Source organism: Clostridium chauvoei, assembly GCF_002327185.1.
Lineage (GTDB): Bacteria > Bacillota > Clostridia > Clostridiales > Clostridiaceae > Clostridium > Clostridium chauvoei.
The window spans coordinates 1,996,827-2,013,236 of sequence record NZ_CP018624.1 but is presented as its reverse complement, the minus strand read 5'-3'; the positions used below and the strand labels follow the sequence as shown (position 1 = coordinate 2,013,236).

The 16,410-nt window shown below is 27.5% G+C and carries 14 protein-coding genes; 13 read left to right on the top strand and 1 reads right to left on the bottom strand.

The window, feature by feature from the left end; translation table 11 throughout:
- Nucleotides 1-7 precede the first annotated feature (7 nt).
- Nucleotides 8-994, bottom strand: coding sequence for an LCP family protein (locus tag BTM21_RS09470; RefSeq protein ID WP_242944833.1), 987 nt, complete (start codon nucleotides 992-994; stop codon nucleotides 8-10).
- Between the two features lie 236 nt (nucleotides 995-1,230).
- On the opposite strand from BTM21_RS09470, the gene galE reads away from it, so the two are divergent.
- The 13 genes from galE to BTM21_RS09410 all read left to right on the top strand — a co-directional run bounded on the left by galE (nucleotide 1,231) and on the right by BTM21_RS09410 (nucleotide 16,401).
- A complete protein-coding gene (galE, locus tag BTM21_RS09465; protein ID WP_079481138.1) occupies nucleotides 1,231-2,262 on the top strand; it encodes a UDP-glucose 4-epimerase GalE in 1,032 nt (343 codons plus the stop codon).
- Nucleotides 2,263-2,337: 75 nt separating this feature from the next.
- A complete protein-coding gene (locus BTM21_RS09460) occupies nucleotides 2,338-3,855 on the top strand; it encodes a lipopolysaccharide biosynthesis protein (RefSeq protein ID WP_021874930.1) in 1,518 nt (505 codons plus the stop codon).
- A gap of 155 nt (nucleotides 3,856-4,010) precedes the next feature.
- Nucleotides 4,011-4,967 (top strand): glycosyltransferase family 2 protein, encoded by a 957-nt coding sequence (locus BTM21_RS09455; protein WP_021874931.1) that lies wholly within the window; start codon nucleotides 4,011-4,013, stop codon nucleotides 4,965-4,967.
- Nucleotides 4,967-6,916, top strand: a complete 1,950-nt coding sequence (locus tag BTM21_RS09450) for a hypothetical protein (RefSeq protein ID WP_079481139.1) — start codon at nucleotides 4,967-4,969, stop codon at nucleotides 6,914-6,916. Before BTM21_RS09455 ends, BTM21_RS09450 begins: the two co-directional genes overlap by 1 nt.
- A gap of 216 nt (nucleotides 6,917-7,132) precedes the next feature.
- Entirely contained in the window at nucleotides 7,133-7,768 is a 636-nt protein-coding gene (locus tag BTM21_RS09445) for an acetyltransferase (protein WP_021874933.1), read from the top strand.
- Nucleotides 7,765-8,763, top strand: coding sequence for an N-acetylneuraminate synthase (gene neuB / locus BTM21_RS09440; RefSeq protein WP_079481140.1), 999 nt, complete (start codon nucleotides 7,765-7,767; stop codon nucleotides 8,761-8,763). The genes BTM21_RS09445 and neuB overlap by 4 nt, the downstream gene beginning before the upstream one ends.
- The gene (gene neuC / locus BTM21_RS09435) at nucleotides 8,760-9,923 is read left to right on the top strand and encodes a UDP-N-acetylglucosamine 2-epimerase (RefSeq protein WP_165489631.1); all 1,164 of its coding nucleotides are present in this window, start codon (nucleotides 8,760-8,762) and stop codon (nucleotides 9,921-9,923) included. The genes neuB and neuC overlap by 4 nt, the downstream gene beginning before the upstream one ends.
- Nucleotides 9,924-9,952: 29 nt before the next feature.
- Nucleotides 9,953-11,242 carry an O-antigen ligase family protein gene (locus BTM21_RS09430; protein WP_079481141.1) on the top strand — a complete coding sequence of 430 codons (1,290 nt, stop codon included), beginning with the start codon at nucleotides 9,953-9,955 and terminating at the stop codon, nucleotides 11,240-11,242.
- Nucleotides 11,243-11,492: 250 nt separating this feature from the next.
- Nucleotides 11,493-13,358, top strand: coding sequence for a polysaccharide biosynthesis protein (locus BTM21_RS09425; protein ID WP_079481142.1), 1,866 nt, complete (start codon nucleotides 11,493-11,495; stop codon nucleotides 13,356-13,358).
- Between the two features lie 18 nt (nucleotides 13,359-13,376).
- On the top strand, nucleotides 13,377-14,519 hold the full coding sequence (locus tag BTM21_RS09420) for a DegT/DnrJ/EryC1/StrS family aminotransferase (RefSeq protein WP_021874938.1): 1,143 nt from the start codon (nucleotides 13,377-13,379) through the stop codon (nucleotides 14,517-14,519).
- 63 nt (nucleotides 14,520-14,582) lie between these two features.
- A complete protein-coding gene (locus BTM21_RS09415; RefSeq protein WP_021874939.1) occupies nucleotides 14,583-15,182 on the top strand; it encodes a sugar transferase in 600 nt (199 codons plus the stop codon).
- Nucleotides 15,183-15,196: 14 nt separating this feature from the next.
- Nucleotides 15,197-15,373 carry a hypothetical protein gene (locus BTM21_RS13980; RefSeq protein ID WP_242969946.1) on the top strand — a complete coding sequence of 59 codons (177 nt, stop codon included), beginning with the start codon at nucleotides 15,197-15,199 and terminating at the stop codon, nucleotides 15,371-15,373.
- A 125-nt stretch (nucleotides 15,374-15,498) separates the two neighbouring features.
- Nucleotides 15,499-16,401: a glycosyltransferase family 4 protein gene (locus BTM21_RS09410; protein WP_242969945.1), complete on the top strand. Its 903-nt coding sequence runs from the start codon at nucleotides 15,499-15,501 to the stop codon at nucleotides 16,399-16,401.
- Nucleotides 16,402-16,410: the final 9 nt, after the last annotated feature.

Below are 16,410 nucleotides of genomic sequence, written 5' to 3'. Positions count from 1 at the left end.
ATTTCCTTTAATTTTCAAATATAAATTCTTTCATTTGTTGTTTTGTAGCTTCAAGGTCAAGGGTTAAATAGTAAATTCCATCAATGATTTGACCTTCACAGTAGCCATCTCTTGGGAATCTATCTTCTATAAGAGATGAACTTCCTATTTTGCTTATTGTAGAACCAATATTTAATAGTTCAGTAGTACTTAAGTTGGTTTGTATAAAAGGTAAGAAATCATTTAATAATGTAGGGAAATCAGATACATTAGTATTCTTTACTTTTTCATAAACTCCCTTTAATACTGTTCTTTGTCTTGAGGTTCTTTCATAGTCTCCACCATTTGTATATCTTATTCTAGAATAAGCAAGGCATTGAGTACCATCTAGAAGTTGTTTTCCAGGTGAAGCTACATAAGGAGTAGAAGTACCGTTTATTCCATTTAAGTTATCAATATATTTATTTATATATTGAAGCTCATCAGATGTAATATTTAATTCAACACCACCTAATTTATCTATAATTTTAGGTAGATTACTAAAGTTAGTTGAAATAAAGCTATTTACATTTAATCCAAAGTTATCATTTAGTGTTTTTAAAGCTAGTACAGAATTACCAAAGGCAAAAGCATGATTAAGCTTGTCCATTCCATGACCTTCAATATTAACGTAAGAATCTCTCATTACAGAAGAAACCTTCATTTTATTATGAACAGGGTCTATAGTTAATATCATTATAGAATCAGAACGACCAAATTCATTTTCTCCTGCATCTATACCAAATAGTGCGATATTTATAATTTTATCGTAATTACTATATTTAGATAATTCTTCAGTATTTTCTTTTTTAATTCCAATATCCTCTTCAGTAGTTTCAATCTTATCAACTTTATTTGCTAAATTAAAGCCATAGATAGAAGCTCCTACCAATATTAAAACTACTAAAGCTAAAATAGTTAATAGTATTATTTTTGTAGGAGATGACTTTTTCTTTCTTTTTGCATGTTTATCCAAAATTCCACATCCTTTCACATATTAAATTTTAACATTTAAAAAAAATAGTGTAAAGACGAAGGTATTACATAATATAGCAAAAATGGGCAGTAAATATATATATTAAGAAAATTTTAATTTTTATTAAATATAGATTGTGTTAAAATGATTTAATCAATAAAAGTTATTTTAATATGAATTTTATAGTATAATATAGATAAAAATTATTTAGATAATAGTAAAGGGGATGAATGGTTATGTCAGTATTAATAACTGGAGGGCTAGGATACATAGGAAGTCATACTACTATCGAACTTTTAAATGAAGGACATGAAGTTGTAATTATAGATAATCTTTCTAATAGTAAAGAAATAGTAAAAGATAGAATAAAAGAAATTACAGGTAAAGATGTAAGGTTACATAAAATAGATTTATTAGATGAAGAAAAAGTAGAAGAGGTATTTAAAGAAAATAATATAGATTCAGTTATACATTTTGCAGCTTTTAAGGCAGTTGGAGAATCGGTTTCTATGCCAATTGAATATTATCATAACAACTTAACTAGTACATTAGTATTGTTAAAGCTTATGAAAAAGTATGGGGTTAAAAATTTTGTATTTAGCTCATCAGCAACAGTTTATGGAGCAGCAGAAGAAATGCCAGTAACAGAAGAAACACCATTAGCTTATTTAGGAGTTACAAACCCTTATGGTAGAAGTAAACTTATGATAGAGGATATGTTAAGAGATTTATATAAAGCTGATGACTCTATGAATATTGCAATTTTAAGATATTTCAATCCTGTTGGGGCTCATGAAAGTGGTCTTATAGGAGAAGATCCAAATGGAATTCCTAATAATTTAATGCCTTATATAACTAAGGTAGCTGTAGGAGAGTTAAAAGAACTTAGTGTATTTGGAGATGATTATGATACTATAGATGGAACTGGAGTAAGAGATTATATTCATGTTGTAGATTTAGCTAAGGGACATATAAAAGCTTTAGATAAATTAAATACTAACTCAGGGCTTATTACATATAATTTAGGAACAGGAAATGGATATAGTGTTTTAGAATTAATTAAAGCATTTTCAAAGGCAAGTGGAAGAGAAATTCCATATAAAATAGTAGAAAGAAGACCAGGGGATGTAGCTGTATGTTACGCAGATTCTTCCAAAGCTAATAGAGAGTTAGGTTGGAAGGCAGAAAAAAACATTGAAGAAATGTGTAGAGATTCTTGGAGATGGCAAAGTAAAAATCCTAAAGGATATGAAACAAATAGGATTTAACAGTATAGCAAACTTCAGTTTTTGAAACTGAAGTTTGTTGCAATTTATAAATATAAATATTAAGGATGGACAGATATGAGAACAAAAAAAGCAGCCATAAATGTAGGAGTGAATATACTTACATATATACTTATATTTATACCTACATTTATAGTAAGAAAAATATTTTTAAACACTTTAGGTGATAATTTACTTGGAGTAAACTCTTTATATAATAATATAATAAGCTTGCTATCAGTGGTAGAAATGGGAATTGGGTCAGCCATAGTTTTCTCATTATATAAACCATATGCAGAAGGAAATAAATCAAAGATTAAGGCTTATTTAAAGTACTATGGAAGACTATATAGAATAATAGGATTTATAGTACTTGGCTTAGGAATAGGATTGATGTTCTTCCTTAATATATTTATTAAGGGTCAGATAAATATGGTTGATGCAAGGATATACTTCTTAATATTCTTATTAGATACATTTTTTAGTTATTTATTTTCTTATAAAATATGTATACTAAATGTAGCTCAAGAAGGATATAGAGTATCAATTGCAACATGTATATCTAAGTTTACAATTTCGGTATTACAAATTATATTCTTAATGATTTATCCAAGTTTCTACATATATATAATTATTCAAGTATTAGTTCAGTTAATTTATTATATAGGAATAAATTGGTATATTAATAAGAAGTATTCATGGTTAAATACTGTAGATGGAAAACTTGATGAAGAAGAAAAAAACTCTTTAATTAAAAATGTTAAAGCATTATTTCTTCATAAAGTTGGGGCGTTAATGGTGTTTAGTACTGATAATTTAATAATATCAGCCTTTATAAATTTAAAAACAGTAACAAAATTTAATAACTATAGTATGGTATTGAATATTTTCCAAAATGTAATAAATAATGCCTTTTCAGGAATAACAGCAAGTATAGGAAATTTATTAGTAGAGAAAGATGATGATAGTGCATATATAATTCATAAAAGATTATTTTTCTTAAGTTTTTGGTGTGTTTCTTTTATAACAATATCGTTATTTAACACAATAAATCAATTTATTACTATATGGATGGGTGAAACTCAGAGAATAGATACATTAACTATAACTGTACTGCTTATAAACTTCTATTTTGTTTTAATGAGATCATCTGTAGATAAATTTAAAGAAGGTAGCGGACAATATTATCAAGATAGATATGCAGCAATTATAGAATCAGCAGTAAATCTTGTTGCATCAATTATATTAGTTAAGATTTTAGGGTTGCCAGGAGTATTTATAGGAACTTTAATAAGTAATTTTACAGTTGTATTTTGGGTAAAGCCTAAAATTGTGTATAAATATGTATTTAAGAAGAATTTATTAGATTATTTTAAAATGTATTTCAAATATTTATTAATAGGTTTAATACCATTTGTAATAACTACTATATGTACAACTAATTTAAGAGGAAGTAGCTCTTTAATATATTTCATATTAAATTGCTTAGTAAATGTAGTTATAATCAATGTAATTTATATAGTAATTTTTTATAAAACTGAAGAGTTCAACTACTTTAAAAACTTAATATTTACGGTTATAAAAAGACGTTCTTAATATAGAATGTCTTTTTATCTTTTTGTGGATAATTAAGGCTGTATATAAAGGCTATAAAATATTGTAATTAATTGTAGTGAGTATATTATTTTGATATAATGGATGATAGTATGTAAAATTACTAATTAAATATACGTTATTTACGGAGGAGAAAAATGGAAGAAGTATTATATTTAGTTGTACCTTGCTATAACGAAGAAAAAGTTCTTCATGAAACAAGTAAAAGACTAGTAGAAAAAATGAACGTATTAATTGACAGTAAGAGAATATCTAAAAGAAGTAAAATAATGTTTGTAAACGACGGTTCTAAAGATAAAACTTGGGAAATAATAGAGGAATTAAATGCTAAAGAGTCTATGATTGTAGGATTAAAGCTATCAAGAAATAAAGGTCATCAAAATGCTTTATTAGCAGGGCTTATGACTGCAAAGGAAAAAGCTGATATGGTTATATCCCTTGATGCTGATCTTCAAGATGATGTAGATGTAATTGATAAGTTTGTAGAGGAGTACTATAAAGGAAATGATGTTGTTTATGGAGTTAGATCTTCAAGAGAAACAGACACTATTTTTAAAAGAAGTACTGCAGTTGGATTCTATAAATTTATGAAAGCTTTAGGCGTAGATATAGTTGAGAATCATGCTGATTATAGATTAATGAGTAAAAGAGCATTAGAAGGGTTAGCAGAATTTAAAGAAGTTAACTTATTTTTAAGAGGAATAGTTCCACTTATAGGATATAATAGCTCAGTTGTAACTTATGAAAGACATGAAAGATTTGCAGGAGAATCTAAATATCCTTTAAAGAAAATGCTTGCATTTGCTTGGGATGGAATAACTTCATTTAGTATAAAACCAATTAGAATAATAACAAGTCTTGGTTTTGGAATACTTGCAATAAGTATTCTTATGTTATTTTATTTCTTAGTTATAAAAATAATGGGTAAGGCTGTTGCAGGTTGGACTACAATTGTTTGTTCAATTTGGATGATTGGAGGAATTCAACTATTATCTTTAGGAATTATAGGTGAATACATAGGTAAAATATATAATGAAACAAAGAATAGACCTAAATTTATAATTGAAAAGTTATTAATTAGGGAGGAAAACTAGTGATAGAAATTTCAGAGGTATTAAAATTCCTTTACTTCCAGGCATTTGGGGTTATGTTGCCTGGAATTGCTATCATGCTTTTGCTATGTTTAAAAAAAATAAATAGAACAGAATTTTTTGTGATATCTTATGCTTTAGGAATAGTATTAAACGTTGTAGAATACTATGTTTTTTATTCTTTAGGAATAAGTAAATTATTGCCTATAGCTATTATAATTATAGGTATTATTTCAATTTGTATTTTAATAAAAAAATACAACTATATAGGTGATTTAGAAAATGAATTTACTTTAAGTATTTCAACATTAATTATATCTACAATAGTAGCTATTATTACGTTCTGTTCATTTACACTTAATAATTTGTCACCAGAATTATTAGGGGGTGGGACATATTATCAAGATATATTATGGAATGTTGGTAATGTAAGCTCCATTCAACAAGAGTTTCCAATAACAGATATAAGATTTGCAAGCTTTCCATTTAAATATCACTACTTTATGCATATACATTTAGCAGTAATGGGGGCGGTTACAGGAATAGAGAGCTTTCCTATATATACGATCTATGGATTTATAGGATCTAATATATTATTGGTTTATAGTGTATCAATTTTACTATATAGAATAGTGAAGAATAAATTTGTTACTGTAATTGGAGTTGTATCACTATTTTTTACTATGTCATTAGCTCAATACATGATTCCACTTACTAATCATTTATATGCAACACCTTTTGGTTTAGCTATGTCTTTTGCTATGGCTATTCTTTGTATATATTTTGTATTTAAACAATTTGAGTTGGATAACCTAGATATAAAGTACATATCTTTAGGGATAATATTTTTTGTAGCATCATTAGCAGCTAAAGGGCCAGTGGCGGCAGTTATTTTATGTGGTATATTAGCAGGATGCTTTATTATGTTTCTTAAATCAAAAAGGAAAATTAATTATATTATTGTAGGTATGTTATTTTTATTTACATTTGTAATATTTTATTTCATTGTTTTCTCAGGAGGAGAGCAAGAAATATGGGGGGAGTTTGGACACTTAGTTAAAAACTCTGGTTTTGGAAAGATTCAAATAAATAAATTTGCAGTAACAGGAATAGCATATAAAACTTCACTAATACTAACAGTAATATTATACATATTATTTTTCTTACCAGTTATATCAATACCATTTGCAATATCATCTTTAATAATGGTATTTAACATTAAAAGATTAGACTATAAAGATGCTATATTATTTATAATATCATTAGCAGGTATTTGTGCAACAAATGTGTTTGCTCATAAGGGGTTTTCGGAGTTGTATTTTATGTTTACATCAATTCCATTTATGATGCTATTTACATTTAATATTACAAATAAATATGTGATAAAAGCTAAGAAGTTTAAAATAGGTAAAGTAATATTAATACCTTTATTTTTCCTTTTATTATTTTTAGGGGTAAAAGAATTTACTATAAATTACTCTGAAAATTGTATTAAAGGAATAAATAATTACAAAAATTCTAAACTAGAAAGTGATAGCAACCTTCCTAGTTATAATAGTATAACGAGGTATGAATATGAAGGAATGCAATGGTTAAAAGAAAATACTACATTTGAAGATATTATCTTAACGGATAGATATTATGTAACTAAAGAAAGAGGATATAAAACTGAAAGATTCTTTTATTATAGTACTTTTTCAACTCGTAAAATGTACGTAGAAGGATTCGATTATGTAGGAATACCAAAAGAAGAAAGTTATGTAATCGATGAAAGAGTAGATCTTTGCAATAGAGTATATAACAATGAAAAAGAAGCTATAGAAAAAGTTAAAAAAGATGGAGTAACATATATTATAAGGTCAAACTTAATAAATACTAATTTCGAATTAAATAGAGAGTTTGGAGAAAAAGTATTTGAAAATAGAGATATAGCTATATATAAATTAAGTTAACTTATTGTGAAGTTATTTAGGGAGACAAGAATATTGTGATATAATAGAAAAAGTATCAATTGGAATAGTTAGGATGAATTACTATGTTAAAAAGATTTATAGTAAGTCACTTAACATAAGCATTAAAACTAAAATAAATTAATATATCATATAAAAAATATCGCAGTAATTTATTGTGTAATTAAATTAAATAATGAACAAGTTAGGAGTAAGATAATGGAGAAGATAATATTAATGGGTGGTGGTGGACACTGCAAAAGTATTATTGATTCTATAAAAAGTAAAGGTAACTTTGAAATTGTAGGAATTATTGATATTAACAACAAAGGTAAAAAAATTTTAGGGGTAGAAATCCTAGGCGGAAATGAGGAACTACCAAAGCTGTATAGTCAAGGTGTTAAAAATGCGTTTATTTGTGTTGGAAGTGTTGGGGATCCTTCTGTAAGAAAAAGATTATATAATGAAATAAAAAATATAGGATATAGTTTTCCAGTTATTTCAGATTTAACTTCTATTATTTCACCTTATGCTACTATTGAAGACGGAGTTTTTATAGGAAAAGGTGCAATAGTAAATGCAAATGCTTATATAAAAAAACAAGCTATTATAAATACAGGGGTTATAGTTGATCATGATTGTAAAATAGGAGAATTTGTACACCTTGCGCCAGGTTCTACCTTAAGTGGAACTGTAGTGGTAGGGGATAATTCACATATTGGAACTAATAGCACTATAATACAAGGTATAAATATAGGCGAAAATGTTCTTGTTGGAGCAGGAAGCGTAATAGTTAAAGATATAGAAGATAATTCAAAGGTATGTGGAAATCCTGGAAGGAAGATGAAGGCATGAAAAAAGTTTTTATTATAGCTGAAGCTGGCGTTAACCACAATGGAAGTTTAGAATTAGCAAAAAAATTAGTAGATGAGGCAGTAATGGCAGGAGTAGATGCTGTTAAGTTTCAAACCTTTAAGGCAGCTAATTTAGTTACGACATCTGCAAAGCAAGCTGAATATCAAGTAAAGAACTTAAAGGAAGAGACATCACAATTGGAGATGTTAAAAAAATTAGAATTAAGTTACGATGTTCATAAAGAGCTTATGGAATATTGTAATGAAAAGGGAATAATGTTTTTATCATCACCTTTTGACTTAGAAAGTATTGAGTTATTAGATAACTTAGGAATAGAAATATTTAAAGTTCCATCAGGAGAAATAGAAAATGTTCCTTATCTAAGAAAAATTGCTATGACAAAAAAGAAAATAATTATATCAACAGGTATGAGCAATTTATCTGATATTGAGTTTGCTTTAAAAGTTTTAAGGGAAGCTGGAGCAAAAGATATAATAGTACTTCACTGTAATACTAATTATCCAACTAATATGAATGAAGTAAATTTAAATGCTATGAATACAATAAGAGATGCATTTAAAGTAGAAGTTGGATATTCAGATCATACAAATGGAATTGAAATTCCTATAGCAGCTGTAGCTTTAGGGGCAAGAGTTATAGAAAAGCATTTTACTTTAGATAAAAATATGGAGGGGCCTGATCATAAGGCTAGCTTAGAACCTAAAGAACTAAAGGAAATGGTAAAATCTATAAGAAATATAGAAACAGCATTAGGAAATGGCATTAAAGATTTAACATTATCAGAAATTAAAAATGTAAAAGTAGCTAGGAAAAGCTTAGTTTGCTTAAAGCCTATTAAGGTAGGTGAAATACTTACAGAAGAAAACATCTGTATAAAGAGACCAGGAACAGGAGTTTCACCTAAACTTTGGGATAAAGTAATAGGTACAAAAGCTAAAAGAAATTTTGAAAAAGATGAGTTGATTGAAATATGATTAAGAAAAAAATTTGTGTAATTACAGGAACTAGAGCAGAGTATGGGTTGTTAAGACCTTTAATGGAAAAAATAAATAAAGATGAAGAACTAGAGCTTCAAATTATTGCAACAGCAATGCATTTATCTCATGAATTTGGATTAACCTATAAAGAAATAGAAAAAGATGGTTTTGAAATAGATGAAAAAATAGAAATGCTATTAGGATCAGATACAGCTATAGGTATTTCAAAATCTATGGGATTAGCTATTATAAGTTTTAGTGAAACGTTAAATAGATTAAAGCCAGACTTAGTAATTATTCTAGGTGATAGGTATGAAATACTTATGGCAGCATCAGCCGCAATGATAGCTAAGATACCTATAGTTCATCTTCATGGAGGAGAAACTACAGAAGGGGCTTTTGATGAATCAATAAGACATTCAATAACAAAAATGAGTTTTTTACACTTCACAAGTACAGAAGAGTATAAAAAAAGAGTTATACAGTTAGGCGAAGATCCAAGTAGAGTATTTAATGTTGGAGCTATTGGGGTAGAAAACATAAAAAAATTAAATCTTATGGAAAAAGAACAAGTAGAAAAGGAGTTTAATTTTAAATTAGATAAACCTTATGCAATGGTAACATTCCACCCAGTAACCTTAGAAGAAAGTACTTCAGAAGAGCAGTTTAAAGAATTATTAAAAGCAATAGACAGCTTTAAAGACATGAAGTTTGTAATAACTAAAGCAAATTCAGATAGTGATGGAAGAATAATAAATAGTTTGATTGATGAATATGTAGAAAAAAATAAAGATAGATGCGTTCAATTTGTATCTATGAGTCAAATTAAATATTTAAGTGCAATGAAGCATAGTAGTATGGTAGTTGGAAATTCTTCAAGTGGAATAATAGAAACACCATCATTTAATATTCCTACTATAAATATTGGGGACAGACAAAAGGGAAGAGTACAAGCAACTACAGTTATAAATTGTGAACCAGTTGCAGAAAAAATCATAGATGCAATGAATAAAGGGCTAAGCAAAGAATTTAAAGAAAATATAAAAGATGCTATTAATCCTTATGGGGATGGAAATACATCAGATAAGATAATGAAGGAAATTAAGAAGACTTTAAGTGAACCTATTTCTTTAAAAAAGAAGTTTTTTGATTTATAGTAAGGATTCTTAATTTAGGAGGGGTTTAATTGAATAAGTGGAAAGGCATTATATATTTTAATGTACTTATATTGTTTAGTATATTTTATACAAGTTCAGTAGTATCTATTAAAGGCATGCTAATATTTATGGCACCGATTATGATAATGACACTTATATATGCAGCTATATGTTTTTTAAACGAAGATATATGGAAATTACTAAAAAATAAAAAAGAAAAATGTTTTTCAAAAAGACTACTAGAGGATAACGATAATAAAGAGTTTATATGGATTATTGTTACAATGATAAGTTATGTAATTGCAGGAATTATAAGTAGAGGTCTTGGATTTAGAGAACTGTATTCGGTAATTATTATACTTATAGGTATTTGTTATGTTGGAAATAAAATATCAAAATATGATTTAAGAGAAATACTATCAAGCATATTATTATGTTTTGTAGTTGTTTCATTTATTGCAGGTGTATTTGGTTTGTATTGTTATATAAATAATACAACTGTTTTTATAGGAGAATCATTTTATGGTATAGCGGATTATTATACAACTGGGAAGGTAATCATTTCAATTATGGTTAATCCTAATTCATATGCTTTATTATGTGCAATGTCAATAATGCTTTCAATAATTTTATTTGTTATTAAAGAAAAAAAAGTTTATAAAGAATTTTTAATAGTAAATATATTACTTCAAACATATAACATAATGTTAACAGGAAGTAGAAACTCAATATTAATAATAGCTGTATTTATAATGAGTTATTTTATTTTCTTTTTCAGAAGTAAGTATAAAAAATATGCAATAATATTACTAGTTCTTCTAGGGGTAATGGGAATAGCAGCATTAAAGTTAGGAGTACTACCAGAAGATTCAGCTTTTATAAATAAAATAACTAATGCAGATTTTACAAGCGGAAGAATAGCAATTTGGACGGCAGCTATAAATATAATAAAGTCAAATTTATTATTTGGTGTTGGAATTAAAAATTCAAATGAGCTTATAGCACAAGCTATGGGAAATCCAACTAGTGAGCTTGGGACGCATAATGGGTATTTAGGTGTTATGCTTGCAAATGGAATTATAGTATTTTTACTTATAATGGCATATATAGCATATGTAATTATAAATTCCGTAAAAGAACGCAAAAAGTTATATGGTAAGGATATAGAAATAAAAAGTTTATTAATATGCTTTTTAATTGCAATGCTTTTTGCTAATATTCCTGAAAGTCTTCTATTTGGAGATTTAAATTTCCCTCTAATTACTTTTTGGATTATGTTAGTTATAACTAAGAATTATAAAGAAAAGAACATAGGATGAGGAGTTTTAGGGGAAGATATATTAAGATTTTCTTAATATGTCTTCCTTTTTATATAAAAAATTAAACAATATAAAAAATAGTGATATAATAAATTAGTGAAAATAATTTGAGGGGAAAGTTAACTATTAATGCCACAAATTATGATATAATATTATACAAATGATAGTATTTTAAGTAGAATATAGTATTATATTTTACAATAAAGAATCCAATATAGCTGATTAAGTAGCAAGCAGGAGGCAGTAAGAAATGGTTAAAAGTAATAAAGTAAAGGGTCTAATACTACTTTTACTAGATATAATCTTTATAAATTTAGCATATGTATGCAGTTTTTACATTAGATTTAGTTCGGATGTACCAGATAATTATGTAATAGCATATTTAAGATTTTTACCTTTAATTGTATTATTATACATAATCCCATTTTATTTTATGAAAATGTATAGTAGTTTATGGACTATAGCGGGATTAGATGAATTTTTATGGGGAATAGGTGGAGGAATTTTAGGTATAGTATTAAACATAATTATTATGTTTGTGGTGCCTTTAAGAATTCCTAATTTAGTTACTATAACATCGGGTGTATTAGTAATCCTATTTACAATGACAGTAAGGCTTTCTATGAGAATATATAAAAGAGTAAAATTATATAAAAATATTTTAAATGGAGAAACTAAAAAGAGAGTACTTATCATTGGAGCAGGAGCTTTTGGACAAATTGCAATATCAGAATTAAGAAAAAAAAGCAATGGAGCTTACAAAATAGTAGGTTTAGTTGATGATAATAATAATAAAAAAGGAACTTATTTAAGTGGTGTAAGGGTATTAGGAAATACAAATGAAGTAGAAGAAATTGTTGAAAATAAAAATGTAGATCTTATAGTTTTAGCAATTTCAAGCTTATCCGCAGAGAACAAAAAGGAAATAATTAAAAAGTGTCAAAATACTACAGCTCAAATTAAGATTATGCCAGGAATAAATGAATTAGTTGATAGTAGTGAAATAGATATTAAAAAAATGAGAAATGTTGATTTAAAAGACTTATTAGGAAGAGAAGAAATAGAACTTGATAAGTCAGGTATTTCATACTACTTAACAAATAAGAGAGTTTTAGTTACTGGTGGTGGAGGATCAATAGGATCTGAGCTTTGCAGACAAATAGCAAAGTTTGCACCAAAAGAACTTATAATATTAGATATATATGAAAATACAGCTTATGATTTACAAATGGAACTTCAAAGAAATATGCCAGAGTTAAATCAAAAGGTTGTTATAGCATCTATTAGAGATAAAAAGAGATTAGCAGATGTATTTGAAAAATATAAGCCAAATGTAGTATTCCATGCAGCAGCACACAAGCATGTACCATTAATGGAATTTAACCCTGCAGAAGCAATAAAAAACAATGTACAAGGTACTTTAAATGTAGCTCAATGTGCAGATAGATTTGGTGTTGAAAAATTTGTTCTTATTTCTACAGATAAAGCTGTTAACCCTACAAATGTAATGGGAGCTACAAAGAGATTATGTGAAATGATAGTTCAATCTATAAATGCAAGAAGCAAGACTGAATATGTAGCAGTTAGATTTGGTAATGTTTTAGGAAGTAATGGATCAGTTATACCATTATTTAAAAAGCAAATTGAAGCAGGTGGACCTGTAACATTAACTCATAAAGATATTACAAGATACTTTATGCTTATACCAGAAGCTGCACAATTAGTACTTCAAGCAGGCGCTTATGCTAAAGGTGGAGAAATATTCGTATTAGATATGGGTAAACCAGTTAAGATTTATGATTTAGCAGTAGATTTAATTAAGCTTTCAGGCTTTGAACCATTCAAAGATATAGATATAAAAGTAGTAGGCTTAAGACCAGGTGAGAAGCTATATGAAGAACTTCTTATGGCAGAAAATGAATTAAGCAATACGAAGCATGAAAAAATATTTATAGAAAAACCAGCTGATATAGACTATGATGCATTAATGCAAAATATATCAGACATAGTAGATATAAGTAAGGCTAATAAGGCTAATGAAATAAGAGTGAGATTAAAGAAGATAGTTCCAAGTTATACACCCTTAGATGAAGTAGCAGTTACAAAAAATAAATAATAAATTGGAGTGATTAAAATGGGTAACAAAAAGATATTTTTATCTTCACCTCATATGGGAGGAAATGAAAAAAAATATATAGATGAGGCTTTTGAAGCAAATTGGATTGCACCGTTAGGTCCAAATGTTGATAATTTTGAAAAAGATGTAGCTAACTATGTTGGAGTTAAAGCAGCTGCTGCATTATCAGCAGGAACAGCAGCAATACACTTAGCATTAAAAGCAGTAGGAGTAAAAAAGGGTGATTTAGTTTTTTGTTCTTCATTAACTTTTGCAGCAAGTTGCAATCCAATAATGTATGAACATGCAATACCAGTATTTATAGATTCAGATTATGAAACTTGGAATATGTCACCAAAAGCATTAGAAAAAGCTTTTAAGGAATGTGAAAAGAATGGAACTATGCCTAAAGCGGTTATAGTAGTTAATTTATATGGTCAAAGTGCAGATATGGATCCGATTATAGAATTATGTAACAAATACAATGTTCCAATAATAGAAGATGCAGCGGAATCTTTAGGAGCAACTTACAAAGGTAAGGCTAGTGGAACTTTTGGAGAGTTTGGAATATATTCATTTAATGGAAACAAGATAATAACTACTTCAGGTGGGGGAATGCTTGTATCAAATAATGAAGAAGCTATAAAAAAGGTAAGATTCTGGGCTACACAAGCAAGAGATCAAGCAAGACATTATCAACATTCAGAATTAGGTTATAATTATAGAATGAGTAACATATCTGCTGGTATTGGTAGAGGGCAAATGGAAGTGCTAAAAGATAGAGTAGCAAAGAAGAGAGAAATATATAAAGTATATGAAGAAGCCTTTAAGGATATAAAAGAAATAGAAATGATGCCTATATGTGATTATGGTGATTCAAACTGTTGGTTAACATGTATTACTCTAACAGAGGATAGTAAAGTCAAACCACTAGATATAATCTTAGCTCTAGAAAAAGAAAATATAGAGTCAAGAAACATATGGAAACCAATGCATATGCAACCTTTCTATAAAGATTATAAATTCTTCTCACATAATGATAACGGAACTAGTGTGAGTGAAGATATATTTGAAAGAGGAATATGTTTACCTTCAGATACTAAACTAGAGACTGAAGATTTAAATCGTGTAACAGACATTATAAAAAAATTATTTGTATAAAAGCATAGGAAATACGTTGTAAAGTTTAAAACCCCAATAAATTATGCTTTATGTGAGGTAACCATGAGAGTATTAAAAAGACTAATGGATATACTGGTTTCACTGTCAGCATTAATAGTATTATCACCAATATTTTTAGTAGTTGGAATTTTAATAGCTATTAAGCTTGGAAGACCTGTATTCTTTGTCCAAAAAAGAGTTGGAAAAAATAATAAAGTTTTTAATATGATAAAATTTAGGACTATGAAAGACATTAAAGACAAAAATGGAAACTTATTATCCGACAAAGAGAGATTAACAAGTTTTGGTGAAAAGTTAAGAAGTTTAAGTATTGATGAATTACCAGAATTAATTAATATATTAAAAGGAGATATGAGTTTAGTTGGTCCTAGACCTTTATTAGTAGAGTATTTGCCTTTATATAGTAAAGAGCAATTAAGAAGACATGAAGTTCTTCCAGGGTTAACTGGATGGGCTCAAATAAACGGTAGAAACTCTATTTCTTGGAAAGAAAAATTCAAGCTAGATGTATGGTATGTAGAAAACTGGTCATTTGCTTTAGATATTAAAATTTTCTTTTTAACAATTTCTAAAGTTTTAAAGAAATCAGATATAAATCAATCAGAAGATAATACCATGGAGAAGTTTAACGGGAAGAATTAGAAAGGTGAATATCTATGAACATATTATTTTTAACATTAGTATATCCTATGGATTGTAACAGTAGAGGAATTTATATAGATTTAATGAAGGAATTAAAAAATAGAGGTAACAATGTAACAGTTGTTACCCCTATTGAAAGAAGACAAAAAAAGAAACTTATATTGGTTATGAAGACGGTATTAGAGTTCTAAGGGTTAAAACAGGAAATATACAAAAAACAAATATAATAGAAAAAGGTTTAAGTACCTTATTAATCGAAAATCAATTCGTAAATTCAATAAAAAAATATTTAAACGATACAAAGTTTGACTTAGTTATGTATTCTACTCCACCTATAACTTTTGAAAAGGTTATTAATTATATAAAAAGTAGAGATGGAGCTAAGTCATATCTTTTACTTAAAGATATTTTCCCACAAAATGCAGTGGATATTGAAATGATGAAAGAAAGTAGCATCATTTATAAGTATTTCAGAAAAAAAGAAAATAAACTATATGCAGCATCAGACTATATAGGATGTATGTCAGATAAAAATAAAGAGTACTTATTAGAACATAATAAAGAGTTAAGAGAAGAAAAGGTGGAAGTATGTCCAAATAGCATAGACCCATTACCATTTTCTAAATTAAACTTAGAAGAAAAAATAGCTTTAAGAGATAAATATAAAATACCTAAAGATGCCTTAGTAATTGTTTATGGAGGAAACCTTGGAAGACCACAAGGAATAAACTTTTTAATAGAAATTCTTAAGGCAAATAAGGATAATAAAGAAGTATTTTTCTTAATTGTTGGCAATGGAACAGAGTATAATAAGCTAAAAGCTTGGTTTGATGACAATCAAGGTATAAATGCAGCATTATATTCTTTATTACCAAAAGCTGATTATGATAATTTAGTTAAAGCATGTGATATTGGACTTATACTTTTAGATAATAGATTTACAATTCCAAACTTCCCATCAAGACTTTTAAGTTATATGGAGGTTGGAATACCAGTACTTGCAGCAACAGATAAAAACACAGATGTAGGAATTGTTATTGAAAATGGAAAATTTGGATATTGGTGTGAAAGTGGAAATATAGAAGCTTTCAATACATGTATTAAAAAAATGATTACAGAAAAAGAATCATTAGTAGATATGGGAATTAAGGGAAGAGAGTATTTAGAGAATAACTACACAGTAAAACACTCTTCAGATATTATTCTTAATAGATTTTAGACATCTATT